Below are 19,968 nucleotides of genomic sequence, written 5' to 3'. Positions count from 1 at the left end.
GCGCAGTAATGCTGCCGCAATCGGGCGTAAGGGCTATGCAGCGGATCGGGACATCGCACCCAACCTGCTTCCCGATGCCGCAGGAGAGGGGAATTTATCGATCATGACCAAGCTCGACGACTGGCTCGGCCAGCACCATGCCGCGTTCACGGCGATCCGCCGCGACATCCACGCCCATCCCGAACTCGGCCTGGAAGAGGTGCGCACCGCCAAGCTGGTCGCGGACAAGCTGCGCGAATGGGGCGTCGAGGTCACGGAGGCTGTCGGCAAGACCGGTGTCGTCGGCGTCATCCGCGGCAACCAGCCGGGCGAACGCGCCATCGGCCTGCGCGCCGACATGGACTGCCTGGCGCTGGAGGAGACCACCAACCTTCCCTATTCCTCGCGCAACCACGGCCGGATGCATGCCTGCGGCCATGACGGGCACACCACGATGCTGCTCGCGGCCGCGCAGTACCTCGCCGAGAACCGGGATTTCGCCGGCACCGTCAACCTGATCTTCCAGCCGGCCGAGGAAGGCCGCGGCGGCGCCAACGCCATGCTGGCGGATGGCCTGTTCGACCGCTTCCCCTGCGACGCGATCTACGGGCTGCACAATACGCCGGGCATGCCGGCCTGCAGCTTCGGCACGACGGTCGGCCCGTTCCTCGCGGCGGCGGATTCGTGGAAGGTCACTTTCCACGGCGTCGGCGGTCATGGCGGCTCGCAGCCGCACCGCTCCACCGACATCACCTATGCGCAGGCGCATTTCGTGCTCGGCCTGCAGGGCATCATCGGCCGCAATGTCGCTCCGCTCGACACGGCGGTGATCAGCGTCGGCTACATCCATGGCGGCGACGTCAACGCCTCGAACGTCATCCCCTCCGAGCTCGTCATCGGCGGCACGGCCCGCACCTATTCGCAGGACGTGCGCGACACGGTCGAGCAGCGCATCGCCGAGCTTGCGGCTGCGACGGCCCAGGCCTGGGGCTGCAGGGCGGAAGCCCATTACCATCGCGGCACGAGCCCGCTGGTCAACGAGGCCGAGCAGGTTCGGGTCGCGGTCGCGGCGGCTTCCGCTGCCGTCGGCGCCGAGCATGTCAACGGCCAGCTGCGGCCGGGCACGGGCGGCGAGGATTTCGCCGAGATGATGCTGGTGCGGCCGGGCGCCTTCATGCGCATCGGTAACGGCGTCAATCCCGACGGCTCCTTCGTCGGCCTGCACACGCCGCTCTACGACTTCAACGATGCGATCATCCCGGACGGCGTGCGCTACTGGGTCGGCCTCGTCGATCAGGAACTCGGCCAGGGCCTGCGGGCGATCGCGGCGGAGTAAGACATCACTGCGGCCGGCGTCGGAGATGCCGGCCGCAGCTTTGACGGGGTGCCCGTCGTTTCCGGCGCTTGCGCTGCCGGTGGAACGGACCTAGGCGACGGGCTCAGCAGCGGAGCCATGCCATGAAGACCCTTGCCATCTCGACCCTGACGATCTGCGGCATCGAGGAACTGCCGGGCAACAGCGCCCGCGAGGTGACGCATGTGCTCTCGGTGCTCGATCCCGACCGCGCCGAGATCGAGGCCTTCGGCACCTATGGCGAGCATCATCGCGTGACGCTGCGCTTCCACGACATCATCGATCCGCGACCCGGGATGATCATGCCGGAGCCGGGGCATGTCGATGAGGTTCTTCGCTTCGGCGAGGGCTTGCAGGAAACGGCGGCGGCCCGCGTGAAGGGGCATCTGCTGGTTCACTGCCATATGGGCATTTCGCGCTCGACGGCGGCGATGCTGACGTTGATGGCCCAGGCCGATCCCGCCGAGGGCGAGGACGCGCTATTCGAAAGGCTGCGCCATATCCGCCCGCAGGCCTGGCCGAACTCGGTGATGATCGGATTCGCCGACGAGCAGCTCGGCCGGAGCGGGCGCCTGACCGAGGCGCTTCGCCGGCACTACGCCCATCAGCTCAAGGTCCAGCCGAAATACCGGACCTGGATGGCCGATCTCGGCCGCGGGCGGGAAGTGGAGATGGCAGTCTAGGACGGCGCCCTGATGCTCGGGCTTGCCCCGAGCATCACTTGCGGCAGGATGCTCCTGCGCTCGCTGCGGCCTGAGCTTCTCGGGTCTGCGCCTCGCTTCGCCAGGGAACGACGCCTGGGGGACCAGCTCACTTCGGCAGCGGCTGCTCGTCATAGGAGAGCTCGCGGTCGCCCGGCCATTTGATGCGGTAGGCGAGCTTGAGCTCCTTCTCGGCGCCGGGGGCAAGGTCAAAGGTCCAGGCCGAGATGCCGCGGCGGTCGCCGACCTGCTTCTCGGTCGGCGGGGTCGTCTGGGCGGCGATGGTCTCGACCGCGATGGCGGTGCTCTCCGAGTAGGGGATGCGCCCGAGCACCGTCACCTTCACCGGCCTCGCGTGCAGGCTCTTCACCACCGTGCGGAATTCGCGCTGGTCGGTGCGGCTTTGTCCGAGCCAGGCCGGCTCGTTCTCGCGGCGCTTCACCGGGGCATAGCTCACCTTGATCCGGTCATCGGCGCCGAAGCCGAGCTCGAGCCTGTCGCCCGGCGCCACCAGCCCGAACTGGCCCATGCCGACATAGCTGCCGTCGCGATGCAGCGCGACGCGGCCGGGCAGGAGCGGGGCCTCCTCCTCATGGACGAAGCCGGCTTCCAGATAGGCCTTCTGCTCAAGCTCGGGCACGGTGCGGGCGGCGAGCGTCGCCTCCGCCTTACGCTGGGTGAGGACCACGGTCTTCGGCGAGCCGTCCTGCGGGATCGAGGCGCGGCCGGGCACCTGGAAGTTGGCCTGATAGGCGCCGGCCTCGATCGCCGCGACCTCGACCTCGGCCGGCCGCGCCGGCGCGGGGGCCGGAGTGATGGCGCGCTGCGACTGCGCGGCCAGCGCCTCGGCCTCGGCCTTGGCGCGCGCGGCGGCCATTCCAGCAGGAGCCGCGCCGACACGTGCGCGGCTTTCATAGATGGCGGGTAGCTCGAAGAAGGCGACCTGCATCGGCGAGAGATCGGGCGCGCGCGTGCCCCCGGCCGAGCGTGTGGTCGAGAGCGTCAATGCGACATCGTCCCAGGCCTCGCCGCTGCGCTGGCGGATCTCGGCGCGGCGCGTCAGCGCAATCTCGGGTTTTTCGGCTGTCGTGGTCAGCCGCGCTTCGTAGGTCGGCGTCCAGTTCGCGCCGGTGACGCGGTAGCTCACGGTGAACTCGGCCGCGACCGGCTGCGGCGCCTCGACCGCGATCGCGACGTCGCGCTTCGGCGCGCCGGGGCGGCCAGCCTGTGGGCGGGCACGTTCGAGCGAGGCAATCTCAGCCTCGACGTCGGAAAGGCGATTGCGCATGCCGCGCAACTCGTCCTGGACCTTGACCAACGCGGTGCCGATCGCCTCGAACACGGCCGGCCAGTCGTTGACCGGCAGAGCCTTGCCGTCGGGGCCGAGCTTGTCGGGGCCGGTCTGGGCGAAGCGCTCGATGGTGGCGCGCTTGGCCTCGATCGCGGCGATCTGGCTCTCGAACTTGCCCTTGTCGTCGCGCAGCGCCTTGAGCTTGTCCTCCAGCACTATATCGAGGACCGGCTTGGCCTCGCCCGGCGTGGTGCGGACATCGACGGCGCCGACCGAGAAGGCCCCGCTGCCCTTGCCCTCGATGCGGATCGAGGCGGGGTCGATCGTCGCCGGCAGACCGCGCAGGACGACCTGCGAGACGCCCTGCAGCAGCTCCGCCTTGCCGAGCCGCGTCACCACGGCGCCGTCTGGATAGATCGTGACCCGGTCGATCCGGCTCGCGAGCTCGGTCTCGGCCGCGCTGGCGAGGCTCGGAGCAAGAAACAGGGCGGCGGCAATATAATTCTTCACGACATCATCCCCCGGAATCGCAGTCACGCGGCCACGATGAGCGCTGCCGAATCCGGCGCGCCCAAGGCCGAATTTGGCCGGAATGCGGATAGGAAGCGAGAGCGGATCGAGCGTCCTGCATTTGCAGGATCATCGGCCAGGGCGGCGAACGCCGCGGGCTCCCCCGCAGGCGACAGCCTCTGCCGCAGATTACCAAAATGTAATTCCGATATATCTTGATTTGAGATATATCGCGATATAGTTTTCGTGGGCATGAAGCACACAGACAGAGACGGTCACGACCGTCACCCCGACGCCCTCCGCGATAGGCGCGAGCATCGTCGGGGCCACCATCACGATCATCATCATGAACATGAGCGCCGCGGCCGCAGAGGCCGGCATGGCGGCCGGATGTTCGACTATGGCGAGCTTCGCCTGCTCATCCTCGCGATGCTCTCCGAGCAGCCGCGCCATGGCTACGACCTGATGCGCGGCATCGAGGAGCGCACGGGCGGCAGCTACACGCCGAGCCCCGGCGTGATCTATCCGACGCTGCAATGGCTCGAAGACATGGGCTATGCCCGCATCGCGGATGAGAGCGGAAGCCGCAAGAACTTCCTCGTCACCGCGGAAGGAGCTGCGTTCCTCGTCGCCAACCAGGCGGCGCTCGACAGCCTCCTGGCCCGCGTAAGCGCGGCCGGCGCGGCAACTCCCGGAGATGGCATTCCCGAGCGCGTCACGCGCGCCACGGAAAATCTCAAGATCGCCCTGCGCCTGAGGTTGCGGCGCGGAGGGCTCGACGAACCCGCCGCCGAAGCGATCGCCTCGGCCCTCGATGCGGCGGCGCTCGCCGTCGAGAGAAGCTGAAGGATCGGCGAGGCCCGGCCCGCTGGGAAGCGCAGGCCATCTTCGCAAGTGCGATCAGTGCGCCGACAGCTTCATCATCACGAGGCCTGAGACGATCAGCATGGCCGCTGCGATACGCATCGGCGTCAGCGCCTCGCCGAGCACGGTGACGCCGACGATGAAGGCGCCGACCGCGCCGATGCCGGTCCAGATCGTATAGGCCGTGCCGAGCGGCAGGGTGCGCATCGCCAGCGAGAGCAGGGCGAAGCTGCCGATCATGGTGACGATGGTGATCGCCGCCGGCACCGGGCGGGAAAACCCATCCGATTGCTTCATGGTGAAAGCCCAGACGACTTCGAGAATGCCGGCCGAAAACAGGTAGAGCCACGCCATAGCGGTCCCCCATGAGTTGCCGGGTCGTCCCGGCACATTGCCCAGGGTGGGGGAGGTCGTGGCCTCGCTGGCGCCTACCTAGCCATCGACCGTCGCGATGGCAAGGTTGCGAGGCGGATCGAGGGTGAGCCGGTTCAGGCGCGGCTGCGCGTGCTGGCGTGCGGCTTGATGCGGTGTTCGACGAAATTGCGCAATTCGGTGACGCGGCGTTCGGTGTCGAGCACCTCCCGGTCGAGCCCATGCGCCCAGGCGAGATCCTGCCGGGCGGCCGGTTCGGCGTCGAGCGTGCGCAAATCGTCGAGCCAGGCCTGGGTCGAGGTCTCGTCCCGCCGGAAGCCTTCTTCGATCAGGAGCGGCACCATGCGTCCGAGGATGGAGGCGACCTGCTTCAGCGGGAATTCCGGATGGTACTGCACGCCCCAGAAGGTGCCGCCATTGTGCCTGATCTCGGCCGCCTGCACCTGGCTGTAGGCGTTGGAGGCCAGGATGGTCGTGCCATGCGCCGGCAGGGCGATGGTGTCGAGATGGATCGCCGGGGCGTCGAAGGCGGACGGCCTGCTCTCGAGGAGTTTGTGGTTCCGGCCCGCCTCGGTCGGCGTGATCCGGCGGGCGAAGCCGACCTCGCGCCCCTTCGGATTGGCGGTGACGGTGCCGCCCGCCGCGACCGAGCCGATCTGGATGCCCCAGCAGGAGCCGAAGCAGGGGGTGCCGCTGGCATAGATCGCCCGCATCAGTTCGACCTGCCGCGTCACCGCCGGTTCGGCCTTGTAGATATGCAGCGCCGAGCCGGTGAGGAAGACGCCGTCATAGGATTCGAGCCCGGCGGCGTCCGGCAAGTTGGCGCCCTCATCGGCCGGGAGACAAATGTCGCAGACGATGCCGGGCGCGATCGCCGCGATCTCGGCGGCGTAGGCCTCGCCATAGGCCATGCCATAAGCCTTGCGCAGCCCTTCGCGATGCTCGTGCGTGTTGCCGTCGACGAAGAGCAGGCGGAGCGGGCGAGAGCTGGTCTGGATCATCGGGGGATTTCCGCAGGGGATGCGCAGGGCGATGGGCAGGCTTGCGCCCGATCTCATAGAAGAGGGGCCTCGCGCAAGGTTATTGCATGAGCCCATTCTCGCGACAGGGCGGAAACGTGCACCCTTCCCCGACTTGGCTGCAACGCGCCTGGACCAACGCCTATCTGCTGATGATCGGGACGACGCTGATCTGGGGCGGGAATGCCGTGGCCAGCCGTTTTGCGGTCGGCAACATCTCGCCGATGGCGCTGACCTCCTTTCGCTGGATCGGGGTCTGCCTGATCATGCCTTTCCTGCTGCGGCGGCAGATCGCCGAGCATCTGCCGCAGATCAAGGCGCACTGGCCCTACATCGCCCTGCTCGGCATCACCGGCTTCACCGTCTTCAACACCCTGATGTATGTGGCGGCCTATTCGACGACGGCGATCAATATCGGCATTCTGCAAGGCTCGATCCCGGTCTTCGTTCTACTCGGCGCATTCATCGCCTATCGCATCCCGATCGGCGTCATGCAGGCGCTCGGCGTCGCCGTCACCCTGCTCGGCGTCGTGGTCACCGCGAGCCGCGGCGATGTCAATGTGCTCGCGAATCTCCGCTTCGTCCCGGGCGACCTGCTGATGATCCTCGCCTGCGTCTTCTATGCCGGCTACACGGTCGCGGTCCGCAGCCGGCCGCCGATGCCGCAGCTCGTCTTCTTCACGGTCGCCGCGGCCTTTGCCTGTCTGTTCTCCTTGCCGCTGCTCGCGGCAGAGATCGCCATGGGCCGCTTCCACATGCCGAGCCCGACGGGCTGGGCCATCCTCGCCTTCACGGTGATCGGCCCCTCGATCCTGTCGCAACTCTCCTTCATGCGGGCGATCGAGTTGATCGGGCCGGGGCGGGCCGGTGTCTTCGTCAATCTCGTGCCGGTCTTCGCGCCGATCCTCGCCGTGCTGCTCCTCGGGGAGCCCTTCGGGGTCTATCACGCGGTCGCGCTCGCGCTGGTGCTCGGCGGCATCTTCATCGCCGAGCGGCTGGGGCGGTAGACGAGCCCTTTCGTCTGCAACCGCCGTCATTCTCGGGCGAAGCGAAGCGCAGACCCGAGAACCTCTCGCAGGGCAGGGTGCTTCTTCTGCCAGAGATGCCCGGGTCGAGCCCGGGCATGACGCCCCGACATCTGCGGCCTCAGCGCAATGCCGAGACTGCGAGCCGCGCGACGGCGGCATGGGCGGCGTCGCGCTCCTTCGGATCGGCCCGCGAGCCGGCGAGATAAACGACGATGACGAAGCGCCGCCCGTCCGGCAGCGTGGCGACGCCGATGTCGTTGCTGGCGTGGTTGATGCCATCCGTGGTGAGGCCGAGCCCGGTGCGATGGGCGAAGCGCGAGCCTGCCGGGAGCCCGGCCTTGACGCGGTCCGCGCCGATCTTCGATTCCGCGACGATCTTCTCGATGAAGGCGGTATGGGCGGGGTCGCGGAGCCAGGTGCCCTTGGCGAAGCCCTCGAGGAAGAGCGCGCTCGCTTCCGGCGTGGCAGCGTCGCGCTTGTCGTTCAGCGCCTTCGACAGCGCGGCGATGCGGACTTCCGGCTTGAGGGCCTTGAGCTCGGCGCGGAAGCGCTTCTCGTCGACCGTCTCGCCCCAGGCGAAGCCGCGCAGGCCGTAGATCTCGGGCTGGAACTGGCGCTCGTAGCGGTCGACCGACATGCCGGTGATACCGCCATCGCGCAGCATCTTCGTCACCACCTGCGGCCCGCCAATCTCGCGCATCAGCAGGTCGGCGGCGGTGTTGTCGCTCTGGCCGGCGGCGAGCTGGACGAGTTCGCTCAGCGGATAGTCGTTGCGCTCGCCCTTGAAGGCCTTGGCGAGCGGGCTGTTGAACAGCGAGAAATCCAGGCGCGTCACGGTAATCGGCTGGTCGAGCCTGAACTTGCCGGCCTCGACCTGTTGCAGCACCGCGACGGCGAGCGGCAGCTTGAACACGCTCTGCAGCGGGAAGGTCTCGGAGCCGCGATAGGACCATTGCTTGCGATCCTTGAGATCGATCAGCGCGACACCGAGCCGACCTTTCGCCTGCCCTTCGATCGCGGCGATCTCCTTGTCGAGCCTGGCTTTGTCCCAATCGGCGAGGGCGGGGAAAGCGGTGAGGCAGGCGAGAGCAGCGGCGGCGAGACGAAGGCGGGCAGGCATGGGGCGGTCCCTTGATGGCGAGGCCATCAGAGGGGAGGGACATTGCGGCAGCCTTGCGGCGGCAGGTTGGCTCAATCCGTCAGCCGCAGCGGGGCTTATCGAAAGAAAAACATGCCGCCGCGGTTCCGATCGCGTGCGGCATTCGTCTTTGAAGATGGATGCCGTGCCGGCGCCTTCACTGGCCGGGAATGGTGTCCGGCAAATGGAGGTTTGCGATATGGCGAAGAACGACGTCTCGCGCCGGGCCGTGCTGGCGGCGGGCTTTGCTGGCAGCCTCACCCTATCCATGCCCTCTCGCGCCCGGGACAAAGGAACTGCCATGGAAACCAAGACATCCGCGGCGGGCGACAGCATCGCGCTCGTCAACGTCTTCACCGTGCAGCCCGCCGACCAGCCGCGGCTTGCGGAGATCTTGCGCGAAGGCACGGAAGACTTCTTCAGCAAGCAGCCGGGGTCGCTCGCGTCCTCGGTTCTGGTCGGCCGGGACGGCCGACGGGTCGTGAATTATTCGCGCTGGCGCAGCGCCGACGATATCGCGGCGTTCCGGGAAACCGAGTATTTCAAGGCCTATGTCGGACGGATCGGCTCCCTGGCCACCGTCGAGACGATGTTATGCGACATCGGATTTTCCCATGGCTGACAGAGTGGCGGGCGGTGCTGCGCGGAGCGTATTGAGCGAGACGACCGCGCGGCTGCGGCCGCGCCTTCACCGCTATTGCGCCCGGATGATGGGTTCGGCAGTCGAAGGAGAGGACGTCGTCCAGGACGCGCTCCTGAAAGCTGCCGAAGCCTGGAGCGACGCTGCCCCCGTCGAAAACCCGGATGGCTGGCTGTTCCGCATCGCGCATAACGCCGCGCTCGATGCGCTCCGGCGCCGTGCCCGCCGCGCGGAGCTGGAACGCGAGGATCAGGAAGACATGGTTTCTCGGCAGGCCGGCTTCGACCCGCTCGCGACACGGGCGAGCCTGCAGACGCTCGCGCGCCTGCCGGTCGCGCAACGCAGCGCCGTCACGCTGCGCGACGTGCTCGATTTCTCGGTCGACGAGATCGCGCAGCTTCTGGAACTGAGCCCGCCCGCGGTCAAAGGCCTGCTGCAGCGCGGGCGGCAACGGCTCGCGGAGATCGCGCACGAGCCGGGAGACACACGGGCGCCGCAGCTCGCGCCGGCCGAGCGCGTGCGGCTGGAGAGTTATGTCGCCCGGTTCAACGCGCATGATTTCGACGCGGTTCGCGCGATGCTGGCGGAGGATGTCCGGCTCGATCTCGTCAACCGGCTGCAACTCAGCGGCCGCAACGAGGTGGCGCCCTATTTCGGGCGCTACGACACCGCCACGCATTGGCGCTGCGCGTCCGGGTTCGTGGACGGAAAACCGGCCGTCCTGATGCTCGACGCACAGGACAGCGACGGGCGGCCGCTCTACTTCGTGACGCTGGAATGGCGCGGCGACGAGATCGTCGCGATCCGGGATTTCCTGTTCGCGCGCTATGTGCTGGAGAGCGCCGACATCGCGGTGTCGGCGGGCTGAACGGGCGCTTCCTCGTCGCAGAGCGTAAGCTCCACCGGGCAGTCCTCGATGCCGAAGCATTCCGGCAGGAGCTGCTTCAGCCGCTCGCGCAGGGCGTCGAGCGACTCGGCTTCGGTGACGATGCCGAGCTCACCAGTGTCCATGGCGTACCAGAGGCCCGCCGCCTCGTCGCGGCGGACCTCGAAGCGGATCGGCGCCAGCGCCGCCCCCGAGCGGGAGGCGACGATGCCCCGTAGCGGGTTGAGCACGATCAGAACCGCAGGCGCCGGGCGCGCTTGACCATCGGGATCTCGTGGATCTTGTCGAGCAGCTCGTCCGAGATCGGCTCGTCGACGGCGACATAGCAGATCGCGTCGCCGCCCGGCTTGTCGCGGCCGAGCGCGAAGGTCGCGACGTTGACGCCGGCGGCGCCCAAGAGCGAGCCGAACTGGCCGATGAAGCCCGGCTTGTCGTCGTTGCGGACATAGAGCATGTGCGGCGCGAACTCGGCGTCAACCGCGATGTCGCGGATCTCGACGATGCGCGGCTTGCCGTCATGGAAGACCGTGCCGGACGCATGGCGCGGCATATCCTCGGCCTCGACGACGATGCGGATGACGCTTTCGAGATTGCCGGCGACCTCGCGGGTCAGTTCCTCGACGACGATGCCCTTCTCCTTGGCGATCAGCGCGGCGTTGACCATGTTGATCTCGGGCAGGAAGGGCCTGAGCACGCCAGTGATCGCGGCAGCCGAGATCGCCTTGAGATTGAGCGCGGCGACCGCGCCCTCATACTCGATGCGGATGCCCTTGACCGGCGCCTCGGTGAGCTGGCCGAGGAAGGAGCCGAGCTTTTCGGCGAGATCGACGAAGGGCTTGATGCGCGGCGCTTCCTCGGCCGAGATCGACGGGAAGTTGACCGCGTTGGTGATCGCGCCCTTGAGCAGGTAGTCGCTCATCTGCTCGGCCACCTGCAGGGCGACATTCTCCTGCGCTTCATTGGTGCTCGCGCCGAGATGCGGCGTGCAGACGACGTTCTCCAGCCCGAAGAGCGGGTTCGTCTCGGCCGGCTCCTGTGAGAACACGTCGAAGGCGGCGCCGGCGACATGGCCGGACTTGATGAGATCGGCCAGCGCCTGCTCGTCGACGAGACCGCCGCGGGCGCAGTTGATGATGCGCACGCCCTTCCTGGTCTTCGCCAGCGCCTCGGCCGAGAGGATGTTCTTCGTCTTTTCGGTCATCGGCACGTGCAGCGTGATGAAGTCCGAGCGCTTCAGCAGGTCTTCCAGCTCGACCTTCTCGACGCCGAGCTGCACGGCACGCTCCGGCGAGAGATAGGGGTCATAGGCGATGACGCGCATCTTGAGCCCGATGGCGCGCTCGGCGACGATCGAGCCGATATTGCCGGCGCCGATCAGGCCGAGCGTCTTGGCCGTGATCTCGACGCCCATGAAGCGGTTCTTCTCCCACTTGCCGCCCTGCGTGGAGGCATCCGCCGAGGGGATCTGGCGGGCGAGCGCGAACATCATGGCGATGGCGTGCTCGGCGGTGGTGATCGAATTGCCGAAGGGCGTGTTCATCACGATGATGCCGCGCGCCGTCGCGGCGGGGATCTCGACATTGTCGACGCCGATGCCGGCGCGGCCGATGACCTTGAGGTTCTTGGCCTGCTCCAGCAGCTTGGCGGTCGCCTTGGTGGCCGAGCGGATGGCGAGGCCGTCATACTCGCCGATCACGGCGGCGAGCTTGTCCTTGTCCTTGCCCAGCGCAGGATCGAAGGTCACGTCGATGCCGCGATCCTTGAAAATCTGGACGGCGGCGGGGGAGAGGGCGTCGGAAATCAGGACTTTCGGTGCGGGCATGGGAGGCTCCGGCTGGCGCCGCGCTGCACGAGGAGCGGTCTGGCGCTGAGAAGGGAAGGGGCGTCATGGCCGGGCTTGACCCGGCCATCTCGGGACGCGAAGGCGCGATATGGCGCCTCATTCTGAAAGAGATGGTCGGGTCAAGCCCGACCATGACGGCCTGCTCAGGCCGCCTTCTTGCCCAACGCCGCCTTGGCTTCGGCGAAGGCATAGGTGATCCAGGGCATGAGCGCCTTGACGTCGCGCGCCTGGACGGTCGCGCCGCACCAGATGCGCAGGCCGGGAGGGGCGTCGCGGTAATGGCCGAGATCGTAGCCGGCGCCGGCCTTCTCGATGATCGAGACGACCTGCTTGGCGAAGGCCGCCTGCGCATCGGCGGGAAGCGCCGTCACGGCCGGATCGGTGAACTTCAGGCACACTGATGTGTTGGAGCGCGTCTTCGGCTTCACGGCCAAGAAGTCGATCCAGTCGTTCTCGCGCACGAATTTGGCGATGACGCGGGCATTGCCGTCGGCGCGCTTCACCAGGCCGTCGAGCCCGCCGACCTTCTGGGCCCATTCCAGCGCGTCGATATAATCCTCGACCGCGAGCATGGAGGGGGTGTTGATGGTCTCGCCGGTGAAGATGCCCTCGATCAGCTTGCCGCCCGAGGTCATGCGGAAGATCTTCGGCAGCGGCCAGGCCGGCTTGTAGCTTTCGAGCCGGGCGACGGCGCGGGGCGAGAGCACGATCATGCCATGCGCGGCCTCGCCGCCGAGCACCTTCTGCCAGGAGAAGGTGACGACATCGAGCTTTTGCCAGTCGAGGCGCTGGGCGAAGGCGGCGGAGGTGGCGTCGCAGATGGTCAGCCCCTCGCGGTCATCCGCGATCCAGTCGGCATCGACGACGCGCACGCCGGAGGTGGTGCCGTTCCAGGTGAAGACGACGTCGCGGTTCTTGGTGTCGACCTTCTTGAGGTTCGGCAATTCGCCATAGGGGGCGTCGAAGGTGCGGACATCGGCGAGCTTGAGCTGCTTGACGACATCGGTGACCCAGCCGGCGCCGAAGCTTTCCCAGCTGACCATGTCGACGCCGCGGGCGCCGAGCAGGGACCAGAGCGCCATCTCGACGGCGCCGGTATCGGAGGCTGGCACGATGCCGATGCGGTAATCGGCGGGGACCTGCAGCACCTCGCGCGTCAGGTCGATCGCGCGCTTGAGCTTGTCCTTGCCGATCTTGGCGCGATGCGAGCGGCCGAGCGGGGCGTCGGAGAGGTTCTTGAGGGCCCAGCCGGGGCGCTTGGCGCAGGGGCCGGACGAGAAATTAGGCACGCGCGGACGCACGGCCGGAGCAGTATTCGCCATCGATGTCTCCATCCTTACAGATGGGCGCGCCCCGTTGGGGGGGCGTGTCCCGTCGATGGGGGTAGAGCTGCAGAGGGGCGGGAGTCAAGCGGGAGATGGGGCACTATCAGTTGGCTGTGCCTGTGCTAGCTCCCGAAGGAATTTGGTGACTGTTGCCGGAGGGGTGATGTGGGACGTAGCAGCCTCGAGAATGTGACGCGAGTTCAATTCCGATTTAGTTCTGCTGCGGTTTGTGCGGGATAGTATAAACTTTTCATCTAATGCCGATCTAAAAATATTGATCATTTTTACAAAGCAATCCCAAAAATAGTGTCCTCTAATTACTTTTCTCCAGTCTGAAGATTCTATTTCTTTTGTGTATTCTGAGAAATCTAGTTTCTCAAATTTTTCTTCATCGATACCGCATTTTTTTCGGAATTCCATGCTTGATTCGGGTATAGTTAGTACTGAGCCATCTCGATCGATGCTTACGATATGATCGTAATTCACGTTTGATAGCGTGCATTTTATATTGTTTTTAAAGCAAGCCAGGGCTACAGCATGTTCATGCGCAAAAGCGGAAGGTAATGTTGAAAGGAATCGCTTCGTATATTCTAGCCAATCATTTAAATTCTCTCCAGGCTCTAATGCGAAAAACGATCTTCCGATATTAATGATGTCTTTTTCGTTTCCGAAATAATTTTCGAAGGAATAAACATCTATTACAAGTATTCTATCTTCAATTATTTTTGGGTCGTCGAAGTGGAAATCCCTGTCCACGATTCCGAAGCATCTGTGTTCTTTTCCAAGTAATTTAAGAGCTTTTATAGTTTCAATAACGGATCTTCTTCTTCCTCCAGAAAAGAATTGGAGATTTGTTTCAGGAACACATCTCGTTGCAAGTGCGGAATAAAAATAGAAATCATCCCCGCTTTCTACGACAACGATTTTATCCGCTGAACGAGATGTGTGTAGGGCGACTTTATGGGCGAGCGAAACGGCCGCGTCTTTTCGCTGCTGAAGCGCTTCAAGGTGGGAGGTCATTCACACGATCTCCGCAAGTTTGGTGAAATCTCCAAGATCGCGCGTGTACGGTAAAAGGTCATCACCATAGATAAATGGTGAATGCGTTACAGCAATTATATTCCTACAGCTATCGAGTTTCATAATATCTTTTATCAGTATTTCTTGCCATAAAACCGATAACGATAGCTCTGGTTCATCAATTACAACAAAGATATTTTTTTCTTCGCTGAGGGCCAGTGAGGTGAAGAGGGCAACAATCTGTTTTTCTCCGGACGAAAGCCCTGAAAGCGGGATCTCAGAAAACCTGTTCTCAATATAAAATTCGTAGCGCTTCGAATCGTATCGAGCCCGCTTCTCAGGATTGATGTACCTGTTGAAAATCGTAGCTAAGTCCCTTAACGGGCGCTCCCTGCGGGATACAATCTCATGAGTTTCGGCGAGCATGGGAAAGTACCGCGCGATGTGCTCTTGCGGGGATGTCAATCTTCCGACCGCTGTCGGGCGAATCGACGAGATTAGCTTTACCAATTCTGTCCGCTGTTTTTCATTTAGTTCGGTCTCGTCAACTCTAGAAAGAACTTCTGCTATTTTTTCATCAGATAAGGAATTGAAAAAATTCCTATCGACCTTTTTCTTACCAAATGCCGCGCTTAGAAACCTTGTGGAGAGAGAATTAATTTGCTGCCTCGAATACTCTTTGATGTCGGATGCGTATTTTATCAATGTTTGTTTAATGTCTTCCATTCCAAAGCGAACGAATTCGGTGTATCTATTGGAATTTTCATCCATAATCCGAGAGAATTCGTCACGGGCGCGAGGGTATTTCGTTCCGCTGCTCGCTAACAGATCATTCAATTCCTGATCGATACGCCGGTATGTCGGCAGGTATACGATCTTTCGATCAAAATTTCGCTTGATTGCGTTTCCGGCGGTCGCGAGCCGTGTTAGGCATTCCCTAAAAGGTGTCGAGTGGGACAGGTTGTTTCTAAATATTGTCCATTCGCGAAGCGGTATTTCTCTTCTCAGCAAGCTGTCTTTTGAAAATATATCTGTCCCATTTTCAAGTGAAAGCAGTAACTCATTGCCCCATTCTGGGGCCGACATGATCTCTTGTAGCTGGCTTGAAAACCCAAACTGAGAAAATTCTAAGCAGTCCTGCCTCGATGCGGACGCTACGCTTCCGTCTTTAAAAATAACAGTTACCGAGTCAAAAAAGTTCTTCCTAAGCTTATCCCATTGACAGGCAAGGAAGTGAACAAAGATATTCAGAATAGTGCTTTTTCCAATTCCGTTTGGGCCGATGAATATAGAGATGTCGCTCTTGAAATCGATATCTACATTCTTTGACCCGTGAAGTCCGAATATTGTAAGCCTCGTAAAAGGTAGAGAATCTCCCGCTCTTTCATCGAGTGTTCTAATCGGCATCGTGCAGGTCCCTATGCGGCCGATTCGGGCTACAGCCGCCTCATTTAGCACAAGATGCAGATGTGTTGATGCTGTTGTCTAGTCCAGCTTTTCGTTTTTCAGCCGAATCCATTCGGGGTTTCGATTGTAGTTCTTTAGATTGTCCGAAGCCCAGAGGATGGATTTTTGCCGGTTCCTCCAAAGGCAGTCGAGCGTTTTGCCGCTGCCGAAACTTATCCCCGCCCTCCCATGCCGCACCTATCCTCACTCCACCTCGTCCCCGAGGGGCAGCCATCCGGAGGTATGCCGTTGGCGGGGCGGGGGCGGCGCCTGCGGGTGGGGTTACGACCCACTCCCGGGAGGCTTTGGGGCACCGCCCTGGGGGTACTACGGCCCCTGTGCGAGGAGCTCGCTGGAAGGCTCGGCCGGTGACGGACGGCACGGCAGGACGCGACGACCCGATGAGGGGAACTGGCGTCCGAGCCCGCCGATCCCTAGCAGCCCAGCCGTATAAGCGCGGCCCGGAGTCCGAAATCGCCGATGAGCGGAGCGCCACGGGGCGTGCGGAAGGTGGCTCAATCCTTCCGCGCCGCATCCTGGCTCAACGGAAGCGGCCCGATACCTCGCGCCTCGCGGCGATCCGCTGCCCCTCATTCGAACCCGCCGCGTGGAAGCGCGAGCGGGATAAACCCATGCGTCATTCTAGGGCGGAGCGGAGCGCAGACCCGAGAATCTCGGGCAGGAGAGGCGCCAGAGCCTCCTTCGGGAAGAGATGCTCGGGTCAAGCCCGAGCATGACGCAGAGAGGGCTTTTGGTCGAGGAGAAGGGAAGTCCCGCCCGTTCAATCCCCCGTCATCGTCATCTCGGCATCGACAGCCTTCATCTTCGGGTGAGCGGCGCAGAAGGCCCTGATCTTTTCCGCAACGGCGGCGGAGTATTCGCTCTTCCGATGGGCGCCGGACTTCAGCCAGTCGGCGCAGCTCAGCTCCCGGTCGGTAATCCCGGCAGTGGCCGGGGCGGCCAGAGCGGCGAGGATGAGGAGGCCGGCGAAGGCGCCGAGCAAAACGCGGGAGAGGCGGGGCATGGTCTGGTCCTGAACGGGCAGCCGCATCACAGGCCTGCCTCAAGCGGCGCTCCTGCCTTGCGTCGCGCCCGCTTGCAAATGCGATTGTCGCGGCCCCGATGCGCGGGCGGGGCAGTGCGGCCGCGGGATCGTTGGCCGGAGGGGGAAGGCGGGGCCGGCATTTCGTGATAGGCAGCGGCTCATCCCGCTAGAGCATGTCCGGCGAACAAGGTTCGCCTCCAAAGCTCCAGCCTTTCGCTTTGTCGCCATTCCGGACGCAAAACCGCTTCGCACTTTTGCTGGAATTGCATGGAGGTAACGAGACCATGGCCAAGAAGACCCCCGAACAGCTCGCCCGTGAATTCGAGGGCCGCAAGGCCAAGGGGCTGGCCAAGGGCGGGGCGGCGTTCTGGCCCAACATCCTCGCCAATGCCGTGCTGAAGCTCACCGCGGCACGGGCCGCGATCACGCCGGAGGCGCTGATCGAGATGATCGAGCGCGAAAGCGAGGCGCTGGACGTCTCGGTGAAGGCCGGCGCGACCGAGGCCGTCGCGCGGCTGAAGCAGGCCGTCGCCAAGGGGGCGTGAGGCGCTGCCTAGATCGCCGCGCGTCCTACCGGACGCGAAGTGGCGATCTAACTCTTTGTTCAAGCATCGGATTTGTCCGAAAGGTGGATTCCACTTTTCGGTCCGATGCTCTAGCCCGGCACGCCGGCGATGACGCCCTTGCGCAGCAGGAAGCAGCCATAGGGGCGGGGATCGCCGACCTGCACCACCGCGAAGGCGCGCCGCGCCGCCTCATAGAAGGCGAAGCGCTCGATGCCGGCGAGCGGCGCCGGGCGGCCGAGCGCCGCATCGATCTCGGCCTGCACGGCGCGCTGGACGTCGGGGATCGCTGCGGCATCGCCGACGACTTCCATGCGCCTGACAGGCTCAGGCTCGAAATCGTCGATCGGCAGCACCGAGAGGATGGCGCGGGCGGCGCGTTGCATCGTCAGGCCGGGCAGGCGGATCAGCTTTCCGCTCGTGGTGGCGCTGGCGATGGTCTGGGCCGGGTGGTTCGCGTCGACCAAAGCGAGGTCGTCGCCATGGCCCATGGCGGCGAGCACCCAGAGCAGATCGGCGGAGAGGACGGGATCGAGCGATTTCAGCATGACGGGCGGCGCCCCCTGTCGGTGAGATAGATGCGGGCGGCGTTGCCGCCGAAGAGCGCGGCGCGCTCGGATTCGCTGAGCGCGGCGGTGAGGCGCTCGGCCGCGGCGTGCCATTGGCCATAGGAGGCGGCGAGCGTGGCGACCGGCCAGTCGCTGCCCCAGAGCAGCCGTTGCGGGCCAAAACAGGCGAGAAGGTGTGACACTGCCGGCTCCAGCGTCGCGTCGGTCCAGCCCGGCCCGGCTTCGGTGACGAGGCCGGAGAGCTTGCAGGCGGTATTCGGCCGGGCTGCGAGCGCGGCGATGCCGTCGCGCCAGTCGGAGAGGTCGGCGCCGGCGAGATCGGGCTTGGCGCCGTGGTCGACGATGACGGGGAGCTCCGTCTCGCGGTCGAGCAGCGCGAGCAACGCCGGGATCTGCGGCGGCTTCACCAGGGCGTCGAAGACGAGGCCCTGCGCCTTCATCGCCGCGAAGGCGGGGGCGAGGTCGGGACGAGCGAGCCAGTGCGGATCGGGGATATCCTGCACCATCGGGCGCAGACCGACCAGCAGCGGGTCGGCGGCGAGCGAGGCGATGCGGGTGGGGGCATCGGGCGCTTCGAAATCGGCCCAGCCCACTACCCCGGCGACGAAGGGAGTGGCGGCGGCGAGATCGAGCAGGAAGCGCGTCTCGGCCTCGGTCGGCGCCGCCTGGACGAGGATGGTGGACGTGATGCCGTGTTCGGCGAGATGCGGGGCGAGGTCGGCAGGCCCGAAGTCGCGATAGAGGGGCTTGAGCGCGGGCGTCAGCCAGCCATAATCGCCACGGGCGAGCCGCCAGAAATGCTGGTGCGAATCGATGCGGGGCGGGCTCTTCACGGGCGGCTCTCGCGGGCGGGTTCGGCACCGGGGTGGCCCGGCGTGGTGCTACTATGTGCACGCCAACATGTTAGCTTGCAACCGGCTCGAAAGCGGATTAGCGTCCAGCCGGATCGCGGGTGGCGGAAGCGCCGCTTCAGGACATCCCGCGCGAAGGCAAGCCCGCAAAGGGCGGCATTTATAGTCCGTGGGAGGACGCCGATGACCGACAGCATTCTCAAGCCGACCCGACGCGTCCTTCTGAGCGGTGCCGCTGCCGCGCTCGCCTCGCCGCTCGTGCTGCGGAAGGCGCAGGCGCAAGGAGCGTTCGACTGGAAGAAGTTCTCGGGACAGTCGATCGACGTGCTGCTGGTCAAGAACCCGCGCTCCGAGCTGATGCAGGCGGCGGAGAAGGAGTTCACCGAGCTCACCGGCATCAAGGTCTCGTCCGAGCAGGTGCCGGAGCAGCAGCAGCGCCAGAAGGCGGTGATCGAATTCGCCTCGGGCAAGCCGAGCTTCGACGTCAGCGGCATCTCGCTGCACGTCCAGAAGCGGATGGCGGCCAAGGGCAAGTGGTTCGAGAACCTCGAGCCCTACATCAAGAACGCCGCGCTGACCGCGCCGGATTTCGACTTTGCCGATTTCGGCGCCGGCCCGGTCGCCTATGCGCGGCAGGCGGACGGGGCGCTCGATACGCTCCCGTTCTTCGTCGACTACTGGATGATCTACTACAACAAGGAGCTCTTCGACGCGAAGAGCGTCGCCTATCCGAAGACGATGGACGAGATGTTCACGGCGGCGCAGAAGCTGCATGACCCGGCGAAGGGCGTTGCCGGCTTCGTCTCGCGCGGCCTGAAGAACGCCAACATCCCGGTCTGGACCTCGCTGATGCTCGGTCAGGGCATGGAGACGGTCTCGCCGGAGGGCAAGCTGCTCACCGACACGCCCGAGGCGATCTGGGCGGCCGAGCTCTACAAGAAGCTCAACAAGGAGACCGGCCCGGTCGGGCAGGTCGGCTTCAACTGGAACGAGTGCCAGACCACCTTCATGCAGGGCCGCGCCGCGATGTGGCTCGACGGCATCGGGTTCGCCACGCCGCTGGAGGATCCGTCGAAATCCCGCATCGTCGGCAAGGTCGGCTATGGCGTGACGCCGCCGGGGCCGAAGGCGCATTATGCCGGCATGTTCGCCGACGGCATGGGCATCTCGCGCGGCTCCTCCAAGAAGGAGGCGGCCTGGCTCTACCTCCAGTACATGACCAACAAGAAGAACCAGATCGCCATGCTCAAGGCCGGCGCCGGTGCGCCCGGTCGCTCCTCGGCCTATCTCGACACCGAGACGATCCAGCAGTCGAAATTCGGCAAGCAGTATTTCGAATGCCTGCTGGCCTCGGCCAAGATCGCGCGGGCCGGTCTGCCGCAGATCGTGCCGGTGACGGAGTTCCGCGACGTCTTCGGCGTGGCGCTGACCAATGCGATCGGCGGGGCGGATGTTGCGGCCGAGCTCAAGAAGGCGACCGAGACCTTCGCGCCGGTGCTCGCCAAGAGCGAGCAGGCCTGAGGA

20 protein-coding genes are annotated in these 19,968 nt (G+C 64.7%); 8 read left to right on the top strand and 12 right to left on the bottom strand.

From position 1 onward, the window contains the following. Positions 1–103 precede the first annotated feature (103 nt). A complete protein-coding gene (locus AC1DE3_RS05440) occupies positions 104–1,315 on the top strand; it encodes an amidohydrolase (RefSeq protein ID WP_441510404.1) in 1,212 nt (403 codons plus the stop codon). Between the two features lie 122 nt (positions 1,316–1,437). After that, positions 1,438–2,016 (top strand): tyrosine phosphatase family protein, encoded by a 579-nt coding sequence (locus tag AC1DE3_RS05435; RefSeq protein WP_441510403.1) that lies wholly within the window; start codon positions 1,438–1,440, stop codon positions 2,014–2,016. Positions 2,017–2,143: 127 nt separating this feature from the next. On the opposite strand, the gene AC1DE3_RS05430 is transcribed toward AC1DE3_RS05435, so the two are convergent. Beyond that, positions 2,144–3,835: a mucoidy inhibitor MuiA family protein gene (locus tag AC1DE3_RS05430; protein ID WP_476852154.1), complete on the bottom strand. Its 1,692-nt coding sequence runs from the start codon at positions 3,833–3,835 to the stop codon at positions 2,144–2,146. Positions 3,836–4,225: 390 nt separating this feature from the next. Between AC1DE3_RS05430 and AC1DE3_RS05425 the strand changes: the two genes are divergently transcribed. Further along, the gene (locus AC1DE3_RS05425; RefSeq protein ID WP_476796665.1) at positions 4,226–4,681 is read left to right on the top strand and encodes a PadR family transcriptional regulator; all 456 of its coding nucleotides are present in this window, start codon (positions 4,226–4,228) and stop codon (positions 4,679–4,681) included. 54 nt (positions 4,682–4,735) lie between these two features. On the opposite strand, the gene AC1DE3_RS05420 is transcribed toward AC1DE3_RS05425, so the two are convergent. Next, the gene (locus tag AC1DE3_RS05420; protein ID WP_441510400.1) at positions 4,736–5,053 is read right to left on the bottom strand and encodes a DMT family transporter; all 318 of its coding nucleotides are present in this window, start codon (positions 5,051–5,053) and stop codon (positions 4,736–4,738) included. A 134-nt stretch (positions 5,054–5,187) separates the two neighbouring features. After that, entirely contained in the window at positions 5,188–6,072 is an 885-nt protein-coding gene (locus AC1DE3_RS05415; RefSeq protein ID WP_476852153.1) for a type 1 glutamine amidotransferase, read from the bottom strand. Positions 6,073–6,188: 116 nt separating this feature from the next. Here AC1DE3_RS05415 and AC1DE3_RS05410 point away from each other — a divergent pair, with 116 nt between their 5' ends. Next, complete coding sequence (locus AC1DE3_RS05410; protein ID WP_476852152.1) at positions 6,189–7,097, top strand: DMT family transporter; 909 nt, start codon at positions 6,189–6,191, stop codon at positions 7,095–7,097. A gap of 139 nt (positions 7,098–7,236) precedes the next feature. Here the strand turns inward: AC1DE3_RS05410 and bla are convergent, their stop codons facing one another. Beyond that, positions 7,237–8,238, bottom strand: a complete 1,002-nt coding sequence (gene bla, locus AC1DE3_RS05405) for a class A beta-lactamase (protein WP_476852151.1) — start codon at positions 8,236–8,238, stop codon at positions 7,237–7,239. Positions 8,239–8,455: 217 nt separating this feature from the next. On the opposite strand from bla, the gene AC1DE3_RS05400 reads away from it, so the two are divergent. Both AC1DE3_RS05400 and AC1DE3_RS05395 read left to right on the top strand, forming a co-directional pair. Next, positions 8,456–8,878: an antibiotic biosynthesis monooxygenase family protein gene (locus AC1DE3_RS05400; protein WP_476852150.1), complete on the top strand. Its 423-nt coding sequence runs from the start codon at positions 8,456–8,458 to the stop codon at positions 8,876–8,878. Next, complete coding sequence (locus tag AC1DE3_RS05395; RefSeq protein WP_476852149.1) at positions 8,871–9,764, top strand: sigma-70 family RNA polymerase sigma factor; 894 nt, start codon at positions 8,871–8,873, stop codon at positions 9,762–9,764. Before AC1DE3_RS05400 ends, AC1DE3_RS05395 begins: the two co-directional genes overlap by 8 nt. Here the strand turns inward: AC1DE3_RS05395 and AC1DE3_RS05390 are convergent. From AC1DE3_RS05390 to AC1DE3_RS05365, 6 genes are all read right to left on the bottom strand, one after another. Continuing rightward, on the bottom strand, positions 9,722–10,012 hold the full coding sequence (locus AC1DE3_RS05390) for a DUF1902 domain-containing protein (protein ID WP_476852148.1): 291 nt from the start codon (positions 10,010–10,012) through the stop codon (positions 9,722–9,724). The genes AC1DE3_RS05395 and AC1DE3_RS05390 overlap by 43 nt on opposite strands. Positions 10,013–10,014: 2 nt before the next feature. After that, on the bottom strand, positions 10,015–11,604 hold the full coding sequence (gene serA / locus AC1DE3_RS05385; protein ID WP_476852147.1) for a phosphoglycerate dehydrogenase: 1,590 nt from the start codon (positions 11,602–11,604) through the stop codon (positions 10,015–10,017). 164 nt (positions 11,605–11,768) lie between these two features. After that, on the bottom strand, positions 11,769–12,947 hold the full coding sequence (locus AC1DE3_RS05380) for a phosphoserine transaminase (protein WP_476852146.1): 1,179 nt from the start codon (positions 12,945–12,947) through the stop codon (positions 11,769–11,771). 84 nt (positions 12,948–13,031) lie between these two features. Beyond that, positions 13,032–13,970, bottom strand: coding sequence for a DUF4435 domain-containing protein (locus AC1DE3_RS05375; protein ID WP_476852145.1), 939 nt, complete (start codon positions 13,968–13,970; stop codon positions 13,032–13,034). After that, positions 13,971–15,377, bottom strand: a complete 1,407-nt coding sequence (locus AC1DE3_RS05370) for an AAA family ATPase (RefSeq protein ID WP_476852144.1) — start codon at positions 15,375–15,377, stop codon at positions 13,971–13,973. Positions 15,378–16,197: 820 nt separating this feature from the next. Further along, positions 16,198–16,440, bottom strand: a complete 243-nt coding sequence (locus AC1DE3_RS05365; protein ID WP_476852143.1) for a hypothetical protein — start codon at positions 16,438–16,440, stop codon at positions 16,198–16,200. Positions 16,441–16,745: 305 nt separating this feature from the next. Here AC1DE3_RS05365 and AC1DE3_RS05360 point away from each other — a divergent pair, with 305 nt between their 5' ends. Then, positions 16,746–17,006 carry a hypothetical protein gene (locus tag AC1DE3_RS05360; RefSeq protein WP_476852142.1) on the top strand — a complete coding sequence of 87 codons (261 nt, stop codon included), beginning with the start codon at positions 16,746–16,748 and terminating at the stop codon, positions 17,004–17,006. Positions 17,007–17,116: 110 nt separating this feature from the next. Here AC1DE3_RS05360 and AC1DE3_RS05355 read toward each other — a convergent pair whose 3' ends face one another. Then, entirely contained in the window at positions 17,117–17,572 is a 456-nt protein-coding gene (locus AC1DE3_RS05355) for an RbsD/FucU family protein (protein WP_441510388.1), read from the bottom strand. Then, positions 17,566–18,426, bottom strand: a complete 861-nt coding sequence (locus tag AC1DE3_RS05350) for an amidohydrolase family protein (RefSeq protein ID WP_476852141.1) — start codon at positions 18,424–18,426, stop codon at positions 17,566–17,568. Before AC1DE3_RS05350 ends, AC1DE3_RS05355 begins: the two co-directional genes overlap by 7 nt. Positions 18,427–18,627: 201 nt before the next feature. Between AC1DE3_RS05350 and AC1DE3_RS05345 the strand changes: the two genes are divergently transcribed. Further along, positions 18,628–19,965, top strand: a complete 1,338-nt coding sequence (locus AC1DE3_RS05345) for an ABC transporter substrate-binding protein (protein WP_476796651.1) — start codon at positions 18,628–18,630, stop codon at positions 19,963–19,965. The last annotated feature ends 3 nt before the right edge of the window (positions 19,966–19,968 follow it).

Source organism: Allobosea sp. 10L417, assembly GCF_056395485.1.
This window is presented reverse-complemented; position numbering and strand designations above follow the sequence as displayed.